We start from the raw sequence: 17,391 nt of genomic DNA, 5'->3' as shown, positions 1-17,391 counted from the left end.
GTCTTGCTGAGCTTTTAAGCGAAGCATCTAGAATATAAAAACTGTAACAATTTTAAAACTATACTTATAATTCTTGCAGCTTATACAAATTAGATTCTTCGCTACGCTCAGAATAGACAATGGGAAAGTCTGCACCAAATATTTCAATATTATTCTACATATAAATTAATTTACTGCTGATTTTTCTTTAAACCACTTACCTTATAAAAATAAAATGTTGATTTACCATCTTTTATACTCATAAATCTATAAATATTTGCTTCCTGAACTTCTGAAAAAAATTTAGATAAATCATCTTCTTTTTCTTTTGAAACAAACACTCCTGAAACACTTCTACACTCTGTTACTGTGCAGGCTTCTGGATAAGTAAATGTATTATATGCAAGAATAGATGATAATTGTGGGTCATAGCTGAAAATACAGCTGCCATAACTTCCTGATATATCCTGTATAGACATACGGATAGATTCATACATCCTTATATTATCCATATACTTTGGTTTAAGAAATGAGTTACTGCTTATATTTGTATATACAGATACAAGCATTAAAACTGTGGTAATAACACCTATTGTTATTTTATAGCCATACATTTCATAATAATAACCAGATAAAACTAATGCAGGAATAAGCAGTGCTCCTAAATTACGAACATCATAATCATATACTGCACTAAAAATAATACCGCCTGCTGCAAAAACAATACATGATATAAATAATGGAAGCATAGTATCATCTATTTTTTTATTCCTTATTGCTGCAAAAATAATAAATATAACAGGCAGATAAATAATTATAAAAAGCAGCAGTCTGTATGCAAAATGGTTTCCAAACTCTACTGGATATTTATAAAACAAATCAAATATGCCATAGTAATGACATGCTGCAAATATCATTAAAGCTGCAGAAGATAAAATTATAACAAGCAAATATTTTTTATCAGAACGAATATCTCTTTTAATTAAGATATAAATAATCTGGTTTAGTAAAATAAGTATGCCTGAAAAATCTACACTAATGGCACATATAATAGATACAGCCATCCATACATAATATTTTACAGATTTATCTTTATCAGATGTGACCATATAAAAAGCATAAATATATGAGGCAAAACAGAATATTAAAAGTGCATTTGGTGTCATTGAAATATAAGAATAAGTAATAGATGGTGAAACAAAAAATAATATCATACTAAACCATGCACCATAAATATTTGATATTTTTAATGTAAGCTCATAAATAATAAGTGCTGAAAAAGAAATAAAAATAATAGACGGCAGCCTTAACTGAAATGCAGATGAGCCAAAGAAATCCATGCCTTTAAGGATATATTCTATTAAACCTGTTGGTGCAAGGGTTGACCATGAAAGACCCATGCTTTTTAAATAAAGATATGCTTCATCAGCTCTTACTGGCAAAACATAAGCATTCCAGCAGTAATATATTGCTGCTAAAATAATAAAAAAACCTGCCATTCTATTTGTTTTCAAAATCCATTACCCCTAATATAAAAATAAACATTATATACTTGCTTTTAAATAAATTATTTTATATCCATATTTATGCATAATACTATCCAAGATAAAAATATTTGAAATAACAGCATTAATATCAATATAAGATGGAACAGCTGCAATAGTTAATAAATCTGCAAACTCTCTGTTATTTAAATATCCGCTTATATATGTTGAAAAGTCATTTAATATTACTTCATCAATTTTTAAAAGCTTTAACTGCTCATCTAAAAGCGAAATACGCTTTTTAAATTCCCTGCTGTTAGGAAGACTATCTATAAGCTGAAAAAGTTCATCCTGTTCAATATCTCTTGAAAAATATTCAACCATTTGGCTGCTGATTTGATACTGCTCAGAAAGCCCTTTTATACGCTTCATATTTGTAATAAGATGCTGCAATTTAAGATTAGATTCTCTAATATGGCTTATATACATATCTTCTGCCTGCTGCTTTGTAAGCCTGCCAGCAAGAACACCATACATTAAATACTGCATAAACTGATAGTCATCTTTTTCTTCCATAATATCAAGCATATTAAAAATATCGTTATACTTTGATGATGAATAATCTATATTCAAACTTTTATCTCTTATCTCTGCATATAATGTGATGCCTGTTTCATAAAAATCAAGCTCTATTTCTGCTTTTTTATCCTTATCTATATCAGGCAGACTTCTTGGAGCATCAATACTTGGAAGATTATATTCAAAATTATATTTATATTCATTGACTGTGGCTTTTGTAATAATATCTGCAATAGATATTTTATTATCCTGAATTTTAAACATAAAAATCCAAGGTTTATTAGAAAAATCTTTTTCTTTGCCGCCTATTATTATAATATTACTGTTAATAGCAAGCCCTGTAAATGTTAAATCAGGATAATAGCCACGAAGCATATTTTCAGGTGTAACTGCAAAAACATCTTTTCCTTTTTTAAAACTGATAGTATAAATTGTGTGTTTGTTAACTTTTATTTCAGAAATACCAAAAGAATAACCATTTGAAATAGCTGCAATAGGTGTAAATTCAATAAAAGTAACAGCAGGGGCTGCATTCAGATTAAAATAGAACAGTATAAAACAAGCAAATACAATAACACGCAGCATAAAAAACCTGCCTAATGAAACATATTAAACAACTATAACTTATGATTAACAACTATCCTGCCTTTGATTAGATTATTATTCATTTTATCAAGATATTCATTAATTTCAAAAATAGATATTTCATTACACATAAATGAAAGAGTTTTAAGATACCAGTCACCTGCTAATCTATATAAAGCTTCCCTTTTTAAACTATGAGAACATCTAAGAGAATCTATGCCAACAAGGTTGATACCCCTTAATATTAAAGGCAGTAATGAAGATGAAAATGTTTCACTAAGAACAGCACCACATACAGCAATAGTTGAGCCACCTTTAACTGAGCGTATCATAGTATCTAAAACATCACCACCAAGAGTATCTATGCCGGCTACATATTTATCTTCTAATAGATGTTTGCCAGAATTATCTGTAAAGTTGTCTATACTAAGAACTTCTTTTGCACCCAGCTCATAAATAAAATCTTCACATTCCATATATTTAGTAACTGCAGTAACATTATAACCACATAAAGCAAGTATAGAAACAGCAAAAGCACCTATGCCGTAAGATGAGCCGCCAACAATAACTTCTTTTGAATTAGTCTGAATACCTGCTGCCATAATTTCCATAACCGAAATAGCTGCAGCAATACCATCAGAGCCAAGTGTCATACTATCCTGCATAGATAACCCTGTTGGAAGACTAACTATCCATGATTCTGGAACACGAACAAACTGACCAAATCCACCGGGCACATCCTGACCTAAACCATTGCCAAATATTAATACCTCATCTCCCTCCCTGTAATGAGTAGAGTTAGATTCAACAACTATACCTGCTGCATCAACACCGGGAACATAAGGATATGTATTTTTACGAAAAGAAGTATTTTCTCTTGAAAAAAGAACATCATAGGAATTAATTGTAGAATACATTACTTTAATTAACACATCGCCTGCTGGTAAATTTTCAGTATTTTCCAAGATTACATCTTTAACGATAGCTCCATTATTTTCTTTGATAACAAAGGATCTAAATGTACTCATTAAATAACTCCTTATTATTCTACAATAATATGTAATATACTACTACTTTAATTTCATAGAAAAAATATTATAAAATTCTGCACTTTTTGATATTATTGTTAGTATATCATATTTTTTCTTATTTTGCAATGAAGTATTTTTATAAATCATTATTAAATTATTATTACTTATTTTTATATCTGCCATATTATTCAAATATTAAAAGGAAAAAATAACTATATTGAAACAGCTGTTAGAAAAGACAGAATGGACTTATCCAAAAATAAGACTCAGGACGAGCTTGAAAGTAAGCGAAGACGAACTTGCTTCGGCAGAGCATGATTTAAAAAATACAGGGGGAGTGTCTTTTACAACGCAAGCATTTCCCGACCGAATAGGGAGGAAGCAGAAATGCGTAGCTGGACTGTATTTTTTAATAAAGAGTAAAATTGTTATGCTCTAAAAATCATTATAAATTTAGAGCATAACAATAGATTTTTTATATTTCAGCAGGTTTGTCACCAAATTGGTTTGTTCCGTCTGTTCCAGGCTGGATAAACAAATAAATATTATATAAAGGCACTAAACACCAAATTCCATTTTTATCTATATCCTGCACTCTTCTATAAGAATATCCCAATGAAGGCAAAAGAACAGCAAGAGAGTATAATGATGGTATATAAGCAAAAACAAACAAAATACTTGATAATATACCGCTTATTATAGATAATACTATTGATACTGCAATATTTACTGCGGTTGCATACCAAAATGACTTGCGAGATACTCTACCTTGAAAATTAAAATAGTTTGTAAGCATATCTTTATATGCTCCAATAAATTGAGAAATATTCATACTTTTCTCTCCTTTTAAGATATATTTTTATTTAAAATAAATATATAGTTATATATAGCTAAAATTAAAATTTGTCAAGCAGAAATAAAAATCGTTACCTGCTTATAAAATATTAATGTAAAAACAAGGTAACGATACTGCAAGTTATATCAAATATCTGTATTTAATTCAAAATGGGGATAATCTTTTAAACCTTTAAAATCTCTGCCCCATTTAATATTTATATTTAATTCATCAGCTTTCTGCATAATTTTTCTACCTAATTTTTCAAATCGTTCAATATTATTCCAGTCAAGTGGCAGCGGCACCACATCTACTGCCTGAGACGGCTTTAAATTATGCTTACTCATACCCCATTTGGCTTTGCTTTTGCCATCATAATATGCTTTTTCCTGCTCATATCTGCCACGAAAACCACATATTACTGCACATTTTTCTTCTAATGCCACCGTCTTTATAAGCCTTTTTAAATCACTATGACATGTGTTTAGTTTTTGTATACTTTTTTTGCTTAATGTATTCATTTTATTTTCCTATACAGCATCTATTTTTCTTTTAATTAATTCTATTATTTTATTTTGCATAATAATCAATAAATCAGTGCCAGTAAATGCTGCCATACCAGCAAGAGCAACTGCAAGACCCTGTTTATCAATAATACTCATTAATATTTCATAGCTTATATATGCTATAAACATACTGTTTACCATTCCCATACATAATGCTAAAAATTTTGCTCTGAAAGACCTGCCTTTTAATGTAGGGGAAATTTTTGTAATAAATCCAACAACCCCGCCAGTAAATGATACAATAAAAAGCCACAGCCACTGCCATATTTCAGCAGGCAGATTAAATGCTCTATCAATCATTTAATCCTCCATTTTTACATATTTTTAAAGCCGATTTAAGTTTTTCTGCATAAGCCAATATATTTAAATTTGTAATAACTGTATCTTCATTATATTCTGGCATTAAAGGTATATCTACACTGCATGCAACAGGCACTGATACTGGATAGTATTTTGTTACAGCAGTGCTGCTGCAGCCCCATAAAAATAATGTTAAAACTGCAAGAATGGCAGCAATAAGCCACTTTAATGATTTCATGAACCACCAGTTTAAAGAATATACTGCATATCCCTTTTCTATATTTATAGCTGCAAAATCATCTGATGTTGCTTTAATAATATCTTTTATTTTTTCTAAAATGTAATTTTTTGCTTTTTCATATAAATTTATAAAAAAATGTTTACTTTTCTCTTTCATTTAAAAATCTCCTTTGGTTTTCATCTATCATATTCATCATACCTAAACATTCTACATTACCTGCATTTTTGTATTTTTCCTGCAATGCATTATATTTTTTGTTAATATAAGCTATATCCTGCATATATTTTTCTTCTACTTTTTTCATATTAACTGCATAGTTATTTATTTTAGCATTTTGAAAGTCAATCAAACTTTCAGCACTGCTTATTTGAGAAAGCAGATATTTATTTTCTGACTGCAATTCTTTAATTATACTGTTATAAAATCCAGTTTTTATTAATATATAAATAGAAATTGATATGATAATTATTATAAGTGTAGATATAATACTGATATATATTTTATCCATTTTTGCCTCATATGTTATTTAATAATGTTATATACTTATAACAGCAGGAAAAATATGGCATGTCCGTAATGTCTTTTAAGTCATGAGAAAATATAGATAATTTAAATATATTCTGCACTATTGCAATATATAATATAGATTTTTCGCCTGTAAAAATCAGGCTCTAAATGACTATATTCTAAGTTTTTTGGAAAAGTTCAGCTGTTATTTGATGAATAAATCTTTATACTCATCCTTTGGCAGCATTTCATTTGGTCTTTCATATACAAAGATTTCTTTTACTAATATACTGTTATCTTCTTCTAAACTCATTGTTGTTATTAAACCACTAAACATTATTGGAAGTGTTATTTGCATTACATTATTATCTTCACTCCACTCAATAATATTATTTCTCATTCCTAGATAGTAAAGATAATTGCTGCCTTTTTTTAAGTTTACAGGCAGGTATGACACAATATTATCAATAACTTTATAATCTTTGCTTTCAAGCAGTCTTTTATTTAAATCAAACCTGTAGCTGTTATAGGCTTTTATAATGCTTTCTGTATTATATTTATATTCTGCTCTAATGCAGTATTTATATATCCAGAAAGGCTGTTCTTTATCTTTTAGTTTTTTTGCGGTATTTCTTATAATCTTATACTGCTCTTTATTACATTTGCCATAGCTTATTACATCATAAGTTATATTATCATAATATGCTCTTTTATCTTCTGCATGAAAAATAACACCATGCTGGTTTGAGTGATTATATAAATCAATATCCTGCTCATTATATGCAAAAACACTTAATGAATAAAATAATATAAAAACTATGTTTAATAATATATATCTGTATTTCATAGTTCACCAAGCTTAATCTAATTAGTTTAGTATGTAATTTTTTAAAACCTGCATTGTTGTAGTTATTACAATACTGTTTTTTTGTTTTTTAAATTCCAGTTTATCTTTATTTATAGTTATAACTAAATAGTTTTCATTTTCCCATGTATAGCTTACAAGTTTATTTTGTATATAATATGATATATTTTCACCTGCTGCTGGGTTTTGTATTAATATTTCAGAAACTGGCAGCACTATCGCAGATACATAAAAAAACTTATGGTATGACTGCAGTATATCTTTTGAGCTGTTATCCTGATAGCAGTTATCACCACATGATTTTAATTCACTTGTAAATTCTTCTTCTTTTTCATATACAGAGTAAGCATTTTCTATAAATGCACCAACAATTATATCAGGGTTTCTATCCTGTATTATACCATTTGTAAAATTATCCTTATATGCTGCAGGGTTTTGTATAAAATCAAGCATTTTATCATAAAGCCATGGGTTTGCATAGGGAGAAGCATATACATTAAAAGATATTAATGTAAATAACACTATTAATAATTTTCTCATTTTGCAGCCTGCTCCCAAAAGGAATTATTATATCCTTCTTCTAGTAACTCTAAACTGTCTTTTATATCACTTCGCCTGTCATACCTGTTATTACTAAATGCTTTTGAAAAAACATCATCAGATGAAATATCTGCAAAATATTCTAAATGCAGCATAAAAACAACTTTGTCTGCAATTACATCTATTGGAACAATATTTCCATTAACATCTTTTTTTTGCAAAAAGCCCGGCTTTCCTATTACCTGCCCCTGTTTTACTTTATCACCCTGTTTAACTTTGATACTGTCTTTATCAAGCTCTCCATAGCGGATAATGAAATTTCTGCCATCACATGTTGTATGTTTAACTGTAACAACATAAGTGCCTGCATAAAATCTGCCAGTGCTTAATACTTCACCATCTGATACTGATACCACATAATTTTTAGAACTTAAAAAACTGTATCTGCCAGTATCATTATACACATCTGTATATAAATCACGGGAAGCATGGAATGATTTTTTTATTAATTTTTTAGTGCGGTTTTCTCTAATGCGGTAGCTTGCATATACTGCCTGATTTGCCCCAGCCTTATCCCGCCAGTTATAATTTGCATATTCCATGCCTGTATCATTTACAGGTTTTGCAATTAATGGAAATATTACAGGACGGCTGCATTCTTCTGCATAAACTATATTTACAGAAACAAAAATAAATACTGCTAAAAAAATTTTTTTCATATTTAGTTTTACTCACTATACATTAAATGAAGCATGTTGTAGCCAAAAGCATCATGAGCCTGCCTGCCTATTACAATAAAGCCCTGCGATTTATAAAATTCTACTGCTTTATTATTCTGTTCGTTTACATCAATATATTTTATATTCAGAAACTGAACTGCATATTTAACCATAGATGAGCCTATGCCCTGCCTGATATAATCAGGATGACAAAAAAGCATTTCCATTTTATTACCAGATACACCCATAAAAGCAGCTATTCGGCTTTCTTTTCTATATACATACATATCTACACTGCTGAAATATTCAGGCAGTTTTGAGAGTATTAATTCATAATCTTCTTTTGATAAAAAATCATGAGTATGTATTACTGACTGTTTCCATATTTCTATAAGTGGGCTGTAATCTGACTGAATATATCTCTGTATCATATAATTAATGTAATTTCCTGTCTGCATATTTACTGATATATTCATCAGCTTTCCTTACTGCTTCTGCTTTGCTTTCTTCAGATAATTCATCAAAAAGTTTTTCAGAAGCTTCCACAGCATATTCACTGCCATTATGTGCAGCAACCTTATACCATGCATAACCAATAGTCCTATCCATGCCTATACTAAAATGGTATATACCTGCAACTGTTAATTGTGATTGAATATCTCCCATTTCAGCAGCTTTTAAAAAATAATGCTGTGATTTTTTTGCATCTTTTTGTAAAATTTTACCTTCTGCATACATATTAGCAAGGGTGATAACTGCTGTTAAAAAGCCACCATCTGCTGCCTTTTGTATCCATGATGCAGCCTCTAAAAGCTGCTCTTTTGATGGAGCTGTTTCGCTGTCTGCCCCTAAAACTATACCACTGTATAAATACTGTGCCTGTGCACTGCCATTTTCTGCTGCTTTTTTGATATACTCACACCCTTTTTCTTTATTAACAGGCACCTGTGTCCCAGAATAAAGCATAAGCCCCAGAGCAAGCTGAGTTTCAGGGCTGCCTTTTTCTGCCTGCTCTTCTAAAATTTTCATTTTAATACTTTTACGATTTATAAAAAATAATATCAATATTACAAGAAGAACAATCAGCACTATTGATGATATTATAATATATGTATTCATTAAAATAACTCCATATTATTTATTCTGATACTTATACCATATATATTTTTTTTGATAAAGTCTTTTTTAAAGCATTTTTATATATGCCTGTTTTATATATACTTAAATGTGCTGAAAATAATGCTGATATTACAATTAAGCTGCAATAATTATAAAAATAGTATGTATAATTATTGAAACTTATGATATTTAGATTTTTCGCTTTGCTCAAAATGACAATGTGTGAATTATTATAAAAACTTTGACTATGAGAACTTATACAGAAATACAGATTATTACAATCAGGTCATACTGAGCCAAAGGCGAAGTAAATAAATTTATCCTTTATTAAAAAATACAGTCCAGCTATGCATTTCTGCTTCCTCCCTATTCGGTTGGGAAATGCTTGCGTCGTAAAAGACACTCCCCCTGTATTTTTTAAATAACACTCTGCCGAAACAAGTTCGGCTGTCGCTCAACTTTCAGACGACTTGTCCTGAGCCTGCTTCCCCTGTCTTACTGAAATGTGAAGCACTGTGTGCCTTTTGTTCTGCTGCTTTTCTACTTTATTATTACTAATCTATATTTTTTTCCATATGAATATGTGGTGCATGCTGGTCATAATATATATCTCCCATAGGAATATAGCCTGAAGATAAATAAAACTTTTCTGCCTGTTTTTGTGCCGAAAGCTCCGCTGTTCTGCCACCCTGCTCTTTAATCTTTTCTTCTACTTTTTTCAATAGAAAAGAACCAAGCCCAATGCCCCTGTATTCTTTTAACACTGCAAACCTGCCAATAGTCCATTTAGCATTACTATTATCTGATTTAAATATCCTTGCTGTTGCGGCTCTTTTATTATTTACTTTTACAAGCAAATGTATACTTTTTTTATCTATTTCATCAAATTCTTCAGAAAAACCCTGCTCTAAAACAAAAACTGTTTCTCTAATATATCTTATATCTTCTGTTACATCATTGTAATATTCTACAAGTATATCATTATCAAAATCCATTTTCATATCCATTTATAATAATTTCTTTATTATTCATTTTTTATGCCACGGCATAATTACATTTTCACAACAGTCATATTATATAAATATCTGTGCTAAAATCTAAAATGAATTATGCCGATAAAATACTTTTTCAGTTATTTAGAGCTTGTTATATTTATATCATAGTAGTCTGGAGTAATAATGTTTCTATATTCATAGTCAAGCATATCATCTATTTTATCCTTATCTTTTAAGTCAATAGAAACTGAAACAGAGTTATTGTTATGATATACTATGCCATCTACTGCATTTATTAAATTATCTACAACAGCAGCATATCCATCTTCGTCATTACCATATAAGCCTTTAACCTGATTATAATCACTTCTTAACCTGTCATATAAAGATACAGCCATCTCTTTTGTTATATTTTCTGCAAGGTATGGTTTAAAAAGTATCTGAGCAATTTGCATTATACTCTCAAATAAATCAGGGCTTTCTATAACATTTAATGAAGATTCCACTACCGTAGCATTATTTAACATAAAGTTCATAAAATCTTCATTATTGCCTTTAATATCTTTGAAAACACCAAATATACTGCTATTTTGAGCATATATATCATTTTTCATATAAACTATACTTACCTGTTTTGAATGTATATCATTTATACTGGAATCGCATACAACATTATGTGCAAGTAATGAACGCTCACTTAACAGTGTCATATTATCTGAACAATTAAAATTAAGATTTAACTTAATAAAAGCATTATTAGATTCTAAATCATCTTTTGTATAAGCAGAACGGATTTCAATATTGCCAGATGATACTGTCCTTACATCAGTTACTGATGGTGCTGCTGTAAATGATATATTTTTTACTGAAAACTTATATGGTTCTTCATACAACTCAATAAAATCAGTGCTGCATTTTACTTCCTTAAATCCACTGCATTTAAATGGCTTATAATTAAATCTATTACCATAATCTTGAGCAATATAGCTTAATTCTTCATTAATGTAATTTTCTACCATTTTTGTATATCTATTACTTATAATAAAATATACTGCTGCCAAAATAATTAAAAAAGTAATTAATGAGCATATAATAAGAACTTTTTTATTAAGCTTTCTTTTTGGCTTTTTTTCTTTAAAAGAACTTCCATTATTACTGTTATCTAAAACTGATGAATTTTCCATAAATCCTCCTTATGATTTAAAAAACTTGTAGCACATAAATATATAAAGTGCAACATATACTGCTAAAATGATTTAGCAAAAATACTATAAATCACTAACAATATCATCCATAATATTATCTATTTCATTTGATAAGCTGTTATCGTTTTTGTTCATTTTTGTTTCAATATTTTCTTTAAATGATATATTATCATTAATTTTACTGTTTATTGATATGTTATCTTCCTGTTTTACATTGTTTTTAATAAGTAATGATGAGTTATCTTTATTTAAAACTTCCTGTTTTTTAGATATTGACTGCTGCAGTTTTTCATTAATCATATCTATAATCATTTTATTTCCTTTCTGTTTTGCATAATCTATCACTTTGGTTGATAAATCTTCGCCTACTTCAGTATTTACTCCAGCATTATAATTTAAAAGAAGTCTGACTATTGCAGGGTTGCCAGTATCTATTGCATTTGCAATAACTGGTTTATATTCACTACAGTCTACATGGTTTACATCTGCTCCATACTTTAAAAGTATTTCTGCCAAATCATAATTATTATTAATAACAGCCATTTGCAGTGCAGAACGACATGCTGCATTTGATGATATATCAGGGTCTGCCTTTGCTTTTAATATAATTTCTGCAATTTCTGCACTATTTGTCACATTTAATGCAGTTATACCATCCATTTTAGATTGATAATTTACATCTGCACCTTTATTTAACAGCAGATTAACCATTTCTTTATTACTGCTTTCTGCTGCTACCATTAATGGAGAATAAAAAGGATAATCATTAGGTTTATTTACATCTGCCCCTATATTTATAAGAGCTTTTGCAATATCATTATAACCAAAATATAAAGCCGCTATTAATGGAGTTGGATTTTCGCCAACAAATTTACCATCAATAGATGATGCACCCTTATCCTGCTTTACTGGTCTGTTATAAAATCCTTTATCTATATTTTCTTTCACAGCCTTTACTGCTGGTTTAGATATATTATTAATAAGTGCCTGCTGCAGCTCTGCCTGCAGTTTATCTTTTTTAATATCTTCCTGAGTAATGCTGAAAAGTTTAAATAAATCTACATCATTACTGGCTTTAACAATATCTAAGGCACTTATGCCGTCAATATCTTTTGTGTTTCTATCTGCTCCTGCATCTAGTAATCTGGCAGTAATATCATAATTTTTTTCTTTTACTGCAATGTGTAAAGGTGTAATGCCATCTTTATTTTTTACATTGGCATTAGCACCATTTTCTAATAAATATTCTACAGCTTCTATATTATTATTCATAACTGCAAAATGAAGCGGAGTATCGCCGTCAAAATCAGGGTTATTGATTTCTACATTATTTTGTATAAGCCTGTCTAAAAATTCCTTATTGAAAAGATTTGATGAAAAATGAGCAGTTAATGGAGTATAGCCGTTATAGTTTTCCTTATTTACATCAGCTCCTTTTAACAAAAGATAATTGAAGCAGTTCATCTGGTCCATAGATACATTTTTTAAAAGGCTCATCCTATAAACTATGGTGCTTCCGCTGCTGTCTACACTATTTATATTTGCTCCCATATCAATATACCTGCGGACACTTTCAAAATCACCTTGAATGGCTGCTTCATAAAGCATAATATCTAGATTATCATAAGGGCTGGCAATAGATTTATCATTTTTATTTAAATCTGCAAGAGAATTTATTATACCGCTGTTATTATCAGCAGCTTGTTTATTTTCCTGCATTAAAGACATATCAGCTGCTGGCAAAACATATGCTTTTGCAATATTATCATAATTTTTTGGAGTGCTGTTATTTTCAATGCTTGTAAAAGGTGGTGCAGCAGTAGTATTATTATCCTGCGGGGAAATATCCTCATACTTTTTATCAAGTAGTGATGATACCCTGTAAACTGTAAAAAATACTGAAAATATAATACAAAATAAAATTACATTGCGGACTATTTTTTTATCATCTTTTGTCATGCATTACTCCAAAATTTATTATAAAAAATATATCTTATAAATCAAGCAAAATAAAAACAAAATCTGTAAAAAACAAAAAAAGGGGCGAAAACATAATATTTTCCGCCCCTTATATATTATATCTTAAAAAAGATATTAGCTTATCTATTCCTGATTTTCTTCTGGAGCAGCTACAGGGATGCCTAAGCTTGAAGCAAGCTCGTTGCCAACTGCTGCTGCTTTTTCTGCAGCTTTAACATAGATACTGTCATTATGTATACCTTTTGAATTATCATTAGCTAATATTTCATAATAATTTTTAAATTCATTAAATTTTGCATGCTGTTCTTTTGTCATTTTATCAACAACTGCATAAAGCTGCATATTTAATTTATCAAGTGGAGCTTTAACAGCATCAAACTGAGCTCTTATATCATCATACATAAAGCCATAATCCATATCGCCGTGGCATGTTGGTCCGCAGGTTGCAGCAGTTGGTAAATCAAATGCACCTCCCATGTGGCATGTAGAACAGTTTTCAGCACCATATACCCCCTGGTCTACCATCATTGATGGTGGAGTTGGCTCCTGCCCTTCTTCTAATAATAATGTGCCTTCATGCATAGCAGCAACTGTTGTATGGCAGGTGCTGCAGGCATCATTTTCTGGAGCATTTATTTCAGGATTTTTCTCTCTTTCTGCATTATGACATGCAAAGCAGTCTTCCATTTTAGTTCTGTTTTGGAATTCACCACCATGAGCAACACCCATGTGACATTCTATACAGCTTAAACCAAGAGTATTAACATGATTATCATGGCTGAAAGAAATATTTGGCATTTCATCATTATATATATCTCTTAAACCATTAAGCTCTCTAAATTCTGGGTTTTTAACTGCATCTACTTTACGCATTTTCACACCAAAGAAAGACATAAATGTATTTTCTCTAATTCGTTTATTTTCATCATCAGAGTGGCATATTAAACACCAGTCATTTGGAACAAGTTTTGCAGCATATTCTTTGTTTGTAGCACCTTCTGTCAAAATAGCCATTTTGTTTTCTTTAGAATGAACTATTTCACTGAATAAGTCATACATACCGCCCATTTTAGCTCTCATATAGCCAAAAAAACCCGGTTTGCCGTGGCAGTCAATGCAGCCAACATCTACAGCAGCATGTATATTTTTCTTCCATGTATGATATTCAGCACCGGCACCAGTTTCTGTTTCCACATGGCACATACCGCAGAACTGTGGAGTGCTTGTTAAATGAAGTGCTTCATAAGTAATAAAAAGCAGCACAAAAACAATACCAATGATAATAGCAATAAATGCAGATGGCTTTCTTTTTGCATAAGCTTTAATGTTTAAAAATAATCTTTTAAAACGACCCGGCTGTTTTTCACCTGCATTATTCTCTGCAGAACCGCCTGCATGGCTTTTGTCAGCACTATTTTTACCGCTGAAAAAAGCTTTTAATTTTTCTAGTAAATTTTTCATATTTACTCCTTTCCCATATAAATATCTATGTTATTTAACATTAAAAACTTATGTAAATTTTATTCATATATTTTCTATATAAAATGTATGATAAAATCAAGTAGTTTTTTATGATTTTTAAAAAAAATGTAAAAATTATGTAGGCAGTAATTATCTTAAAAAGCGGAGATTATATTTCTCCGCCTGATTTTTGCGTTAATTATCTTAATGGGCTTTCAACTGGGGTATACTGATTAACATCATGAACAGGAAGTTTTTCCTGTATTACCCATTCTAAATTATATACAGATGATATAACACTGTATCTGGCATTTGATTCTGCAACTTTTGCTTCATTTAATAAAGATGATGCATCTAAAAGCTCTGTCATAGTTGCAGCACTTTGGTCATAAAGGTTTTTAGTAACACGGTAATTTTCTTCTGCATGCTGCACACCTATAATTGACTGAGCAAGCTGAGCTTTTGATGTATAATAACTTTCTATTTTAGTTTGTAAATCAAGCATCATATTTTGCTTTGCATCTGCAATAGAATAAGCCAGTGCCTGACGAGTTCTTTTATCTGAAATAGACAGCATTGATGCAGATGCTACTGATAAAATATTCCATGATGCAGTAATTCCAACAGTCATGTTAGAATCCATTCCGCCTGGGTTTCCTGCAAATGGGTCAAAAGAATCACCATAGCCTGCATAGTTAAATGATGCATCAATAGTTGGATATACACCACTTAATGAACGGTTTTCTGTCTTTTTAGCAGCTTCATAAGACTGCTCTAACTTTTTTAAATCACTTCTATTTGCAAACATTTTTTCTTTTAATGCTTCTTCACTATCTAAAGTAACATCCATAAACACCGGCTCTATAAGCTCTTCATTTGGAGCTAACTTTCTATTCATTACTTTTTCAAGGCTTTGTATAGCTCTGGTAACGGCACTTTGTGCAGTAATTTTTTGAAGCTGTGCAGAAGCTAAATATGTTTCAGTCTGCAGCAAATCATTTTTTGCAATTAAGCCATTATCAGCAGAGATTTGGGCATCTCTTTTTTGCATTTCAAGTAATTTTAAATTGCTTTCTGCCACTTCTAAATCACTTTTTGCTTTTAATACATTAATAAATGCAAGCTGAGCATCAAGAATAGTCTGATAAGATACAGCATCTAAATCAGAAACTGCCATATCTCTGTCAAGCCTTGCCAGCTGATACCCAAATAAATCAGATAAGCCGTTAAATAAGTTAAGGTTTGCATAAGCACTGAATGTTGATAAATCACCTTCGGTTTTAGTATTGAGAGCTTTTGTTTGATCTTGCCATGAATATTGATAATTATAACTAACACCAATTGATGGCATAAAAATAAGGATAGCATTATCAGCTGCTAAATTTTTAGCTTTTACTGTATACTGTTTACTTTTAATATTATTGTTTGTGTCAAGAGCTAATGTAACTGTTTCATCAATAGTCAGTGCAGATGCTGTTAATGGCATAAAAGCCACAGCAATAATTAAAATAAGGTATCTAAGCATATTATCTCCTAATAAAAACTGAAATTTATAAATTACATAAACTGTATAAATTTGTCAATCAATTATATTGCATAATGCACACTGATAACAAACTCTAATAAAATAGTTGCAATTATGAGTAAGACATTTTATAGTTATTAAAGTTCTATATAATTTATAAACTATTCAGAAGATATTAATGTATTTATTAGTCTTTTTGCAAGCAGTAAAATTAGAAATTCAATAACAAATAAGAAGAATGTGTTAATATATAATGCGGTGAAATTATGAAAAGAAAGAAAAATACACGATTTAATCTTAAACCAAGAACTGTTGCTGTGATTATTATAGCGACAATTATAGGCAGTATGGGTGGGTTTTTAAATGACACATTGTATGATTTTTCAGCTGTAGATGAGAATAAAATCACAATAAAACATATCAATTCAATACATGATGGTGATACAATAAATATTACCACACATAATAATAAAAAAGTGAAAATAAGGCTTTATGGCATAGATGCACCAGAACTGAAACAGCCCTTTGGAGAACAATCCCAATTATGTCTTGAAGAAATGATTAAAAATCAAAATATATCTTATATACCAAGGAATAAAAATAAAAGCACTGATAAATATGGTAGAACTGTTGCAGTAATATTTAAAGGAAATACAAATATTAATCTTGAAATGGTAAAAAAAGGCTGTGCATGGAACTACATGTATTATAATAAATCGTTATACACTATATTTGCACAAATTACAGCTAAAAATAAAAAAGCAGGACTTTGGGCAGATAATAATCCGCAGGCTCCATGGGATTATAGAAAACAAACCAAACAATAATGATGATATTAAATACTTAATACTCACTGAACTTACACAAAAAAATCA

General features: G+C 30.0%; 19 protein-coding genes. 1 reads left to right on the top strand and 18 read right to left on the bottom strand.

Annotation, left to right across the window (positions count from 1 at the left end; translation table 11 throughout):
* Window positions 1-170: 170 nt before the first annotated feature.
* The 18 genes from N508_RS10220 to N508_RS10135 form a co-directional block, all read right to left on the bottom strand.
* On the bottom strand, window positions 171-1,493 hold the full coding sequence (locus N508_RS10220; RefSeq protein ID WP_040637263.1) for an ArnT family glycosyltransferase: 1,323 nt from the start codon (window positions 1,491-1,493) through the stop codon (window positions 171-173).
* A gap of 30 nt (window positions 1,494-1,523) precedes the next feature.
* Window positions 1,524-2,627 (bottom strand): hypothetical protein, encoded by a 1,104-nt coding sequence (locus tag N508_RS10215; RefSeq protein ID WP_023276597.1) that lies wholly within the window; start codon window positions 2,625-2,627, stop codon window positions 1,524-1,526.
* A 32-nt stretch (window positions 2,628-2,659) separates the two neighbouring features.
* Complete coding sequence (locus N508_RS10210; protein ID WP_023276596.1) at window positions 2,660-3,655, bottom strand: acrylyl-CoA reductase family protein; 996 nt, start codon at window positions 3,653-3,655, stop codon at window positions 2,660-2,662.
* Window positions 3,656-4,133: 478 nt separating this feature from the next.
* A complete protein-coding gene (locus tag N508_RS10205; protein WP_023276595.1) occupies window positions 4,134-4,490 on the bottom strand; it encodes a DUF805 domain-containing protein in 357 nt (118 codons plus the stop codon).
* A 149-nt stretch (window positions 4,491-4,639) separates the two neighbouring features.
* Complete coding sequence (locus N508_RS10200; protein WP_023276594.1) at window positions 4,640-5,014, bottom strand: M15 family metallopeptidase; 375 nt, start codon at window positions 5,012-5,014, stop codon at window positions 4,640-4,642.
* 9 nt (window positions 5,015-5,023) lie between these two features.
* Window positions 5,024-5,359: a hypothetical protein gene (locus tag N508_RS10195; RefSeq protein ID WP_023276593.1), complete on the bottom strand. Its 336-nt coding sequence runs from the start codon at window positions 5,357-5,359 to the stop codon at window positions 5,024-5,026.
* Window positions 5,352-5,756 carry an Rz1-like lysis system protein LysC gene (locus N508_RS10190; RefSeq protein WP_023276592.1) on the bottom strand — a complete coding sequence of 135 codons (405 nt, stop codon included), beginning with the start codon at window positions 5,754-5,756 and terminating at the stop codon, window positions 5,352-5,354. The genes N508_RS10195 and N508_RS10190 overlap by 8 nt, the downstream gene beginning before the upstream one ends.
* Entirely contained in the window at window positions 5,740-6,108 is a 369-nt protein-coding gene (locus N508_RS10185; protein ID WP_023276591.1) for a hypothetical protein, read from the bottom strand. The genes N508_RS10190 and N508_RS10185 overlap by 17 nt, the downstream gene beginning before the upstream one ends.
* A 204-nt stretch (window positions 6,109-6,312) precedes the next feature.
* Window positions 6,313-6,954 carry a hypothetical protein gene (locus tag N508_RS10180; RefSeq protein ID WP_023276590.1) on the bottom strand — a complete coding sequence of 214 codons (642 nt, stop codon included), beginning with the start codon at window positions 6,952-6,954 and terminating at the stop codon, window positions 6,313-6,315.
* A 21-nt stretch (window positions 6,955-6,975) separates the two neighbouring features.
* Complete coding sequence (locus N508_RS10175) at window positions 6,976-7,512, bottom strand: hypothetical protein (protein ID WP_023276589.1); 537 nt, start codon at window positions 7,510-7,512, stop codon at window positions 6,976-6,978.
* On the bottom strand, window positions 7,509-8,231 hold the full coding sequence (locus N508_RS10170; RefSeq protein ID WP_023276588.1) for a M23 family metallopeptidase: 723 nt from the start codon (window positions 8,229-8,231) through the stop codon (window positions 7,509-7,511). The genes N508_RS10175 and N508_RS10170 overlap by 4 nt, the downstream gene beginning before the upstream one ends.
* 8 nt (window positions 8,232-8,239) lie before the next feature.
* Window positions 8,240-8,707: a GNAT family N-acetyltransferase gene (locus N508_RS10165; RefSeq protein WP_023276587.1), complete on the bottom strand. Its 468-nt coding sequence runs from the start codon at window positions 8,705-8,707 to the stop codon at window positions 8,240-8,242.
* Window positions 8,667-9,350, bottom strand: a complete 684-nt coding sequence (locus N508_RS10160; RefSeq protein WP_023276586.1) for a tetratricopeptide repeat protein — start codon at window positions 9,348-9,350, stop codon at window positions 8,667-8,669. The genes N508_RS10165 and N508_RS10160 overlap by 41 nt, the downstream gene beginning before the upstream one ends.
* A 554-nt stretch (window positions 9,351-9,904) precedes the next feature.
* Window positions 9,905-10,345 (bottom strand): GNAT family N-acetyltransferase, encoded by a 441-nt coding sequence (locus N508_RS10155; protein ID WP_023276585.1) that lies wholly within the window; start codon window positions 10,343-10,345, stop codon window positions 9,905-9,907.
* A 137-nt stretch (window positions 10,346-10,482) separates the two neighbouring features.
* On the bottom strand, window positions 10,483-11,529 hold the full coding sequence (locus tag N508_RS10150; RefSeq protein WP_023276584.1) for a hypothetical protein: 1,047 nt from the start codon (window positions 11,527-11,529) through the stop codon (window positions 10,483-10,485).
* 84 nt (window positions 11,530-11,613) lie between these two features.
* Window positions 11,614-13,509 carry an ankyrin repeat domain-containing protein gene (locus N508_RS10145; protein ID WP_023276583.1) on the bottom strand — a complete coding sequence of 632 codons (1,896 nt, stop codon included), beginning with the start codon at window positions 13,507-13,509 and terminating at the stop codon, window positions 11,614-11,616.
* Window positions 13,510-13,653: 144 nt separating this feature from the next.
* Window positions 13,654-14,991, bottom strand: coding sequence for a NapC/NirT family cytochrome c (locus N508_RS10140; protein WP_023276582.1), 1,338 nt, complete (start codon window positions 14,989-14,991; stop codon window positions 13,654-13,656).
* A gap of 199 nt (window positions 14,992-15,190) precedes the next feature.
* Window positions 15,191-16,516 carry a TolC family protein gene (locus N508_RS10135; protein ID WP_023276581.1) on the bottom strand — a complete coding sequence of 442 codons (1,326 nt, stop codon included), beginning with the start codon at window positions 16,514-16,516 and terminating at the stop codon, window positions 15,191-15,193.
* Between the two features lie 266 nt (window positions 16,517-16,782).
* Between N508_RS10135 and N508_RS10130 the strand changes: the two genes are divergently transcribed.
* Window positions 16,783-17,343, top strand: coding sequence for a thermonuclease family protein (locus N508_RS10130; RefSeq protein WP_023276580.1), 561 nt, complete (start codon window positions 16,783-16,785; stop codon window positions 17,341-17,343).
* Window positions 17,344-17,391 lie beyond the last annotated feature (48 nt).

The sequence above is a fragment of the Mucispirillum schaedleri ASF457 genome, from assembly GCF_000487995.2.
GTDB classification, from domain to species: Bacteria; Chrysiogenota; Deferribacteres; order Deferribacterales; family Mucispirillaceae; genus Mucispirillum; species Mucispirillum schaedleri.
This window is presented reverse-complemented; position numbering and strand designations above follow the sequence as displayed.